The organism is Pseudoalteromonas sp. 5Ae-yellow (genome assembly GCF_014077565.1).
In the GTDB taxonomy this organism is placed as follows: domain Bacteria; phylum Pseudomonadota; class Gammaproteobacteria; order Enterobacterales; family Alteromonadaceae; genus Pseudoalteromonas.
The window spans coordinates 1-1,637 of sequence record NZ_JACGWD010000140.1 but is presented as its reverse complement, the minus strand read 5'-3'; the positions used below and the strand labels follow the sequence as shown (position 1 = coordinate 1,637).

At 40.3% G+C, this 1,637-nt stretch carries 1 protein-coding gene; it reads right to left on the bottom strand.

Features of this window, described 5'->3' with window-relative positions; genetic code table 11:
• Positions 1–38: 38 nt before the first annotated feature.
• Positions 39–1,585, bottom strand: a protein-coding gene (locus H4J63_RS19665; RefSeq protein WP_096058077.1) for an IS3 family transposase whose coding sequence is annotated in 2 segments (ribosomal slippage) — positions 39–1,126 and positions 1,126–1,585 — 1,548 coding nt in all. Because the reading frame shifts where the segments join, the coding sequence is not laid out codon by codon here.
• Positions 1,586–1,637 lie beyond the last annotated feature (52 nt).

The window sequence follows — 1,637 nt, the reverse complement described above, 5'->3', positions numbered from 1 at the left end:
CGGAGTTTTTCAAGTTAGTTGTCGCATCAAGTTAAATTTTATGCCGCCCGCATTGCTTCTTTTTTTTCTGGATTTAAATTTACTTCATTGATCATTGTCCAATCTCGAGATTTTCCTGACCAACGACTTGGGTTCTGTAATTTCGCCATTTCATTTACCTGATGACGTTTCGCTAGTATCGCTTTATCTAATCCTAAATGACGCTGGTTTGGCGTGACAAATTTAATACCGCTGTGCAAGTGCTCATCGTTGTACCAATCAACAAATCCGCTAACCCACTTTCTTGCGCTACCCATGCTTTCAAAGGCTTTCTCAGGGTATTCCGGGCGATACTTTAACGTCTTAAATAGCGATTCAGAATAAGGATTATCATTACTCACAGACGGTCGGCTAAATGAAGGAACAATACCTAACTCCTGCAATGTCGCTAATAACGTTGCCCCTTTCATTGGACTGCCATTATCCGAGTGCAGTGTGACTTGCTCAGGCTTTACCTGCTCTCGCCTGCAAATATCTACCATTAAATCAGCCGCCAGTGTGCTTAGTTGTGTGTCATGAACCTGCCAACCAACTATTTTTCGACTATAAATATCCATCACTAAATATAAGTATAAAAACTGACCTTTAACAGCTGTTGGCAAATACGTGATATCCCATGTATAAATTTCGTTTACACGTGTTGCCCTGAGTGCTTTTGGCTTTTTTATCTTTTTATTTGGTTTAACTTTTTCTCTGTGTGTTAATAATTTATGCGATTTCATAACACGATAGAACGAACTTTCTGATGCTATCCACACACCTTTATCCAATAGTTTAGGGACTATCTTGCTGGGTGGTAAATGTCCATATTCTATTGAATTAACAGTCTTAATTATACGCTGTTGCTCTAATTCAGTTAGCCTGTTAGGTGGTCGCTTTATCGTACTTGTTCGCTTATCTGTCATATCATCAGCTTCAATCCAGCGTTGAATTGTTCTTGCCGTTAGACCAAGTAACTCACATGCTTTTTCTTGCCTTGCCCCTGATTTCTGCGCGTCGGTAATGAGCTTTATCAATTCATGACGCTCAGTTGAGCTGGTTAATCGTCCTCGTTGAAACCCCAGAGCGCATCGGCTTTTTTTTTGAGTACGAGTAAGGCGGCTGTTTCTGCTAACGCTTTGTCTTTACGATTAAGCTCTTTTTGAAGCTGCTTAATTTCTTGTTTGAGCTGTTTACTGTCTGATTTTACGGGCTTCGTTGAAGGCCCTTTAGCAAAATTTTTCTTCCACTGCTCGATATGATGTGGGTAAAGCCCTTTACTACGGCAGTATTCATTAACGGCTGTGTCATCCAAACGTCCACATTCAATAATTGCGTTAAGTCTTTCTTCAAGATCCCAGTCTTGTGGTCGTTTTTCTGATGTCATTTGGCTGCCTGTATAGTCCGTTTCAAGTTCATGGTTTTTAGCAAGCGCTATCCAACGTTGCAAGGTTGAATAACCGATGCCTAAATCAAGTGCAATATCTTCTAGGCGAACATCATCACATTGAGATAATGCTTTTTCAACAGCTTGAACTTTAAATTCTTGTGTAAATCGACGTCTCATTTTATCTGCCTCTATTAAAAGTTAGAGGCGACAACTATCCTGACACAGGGGG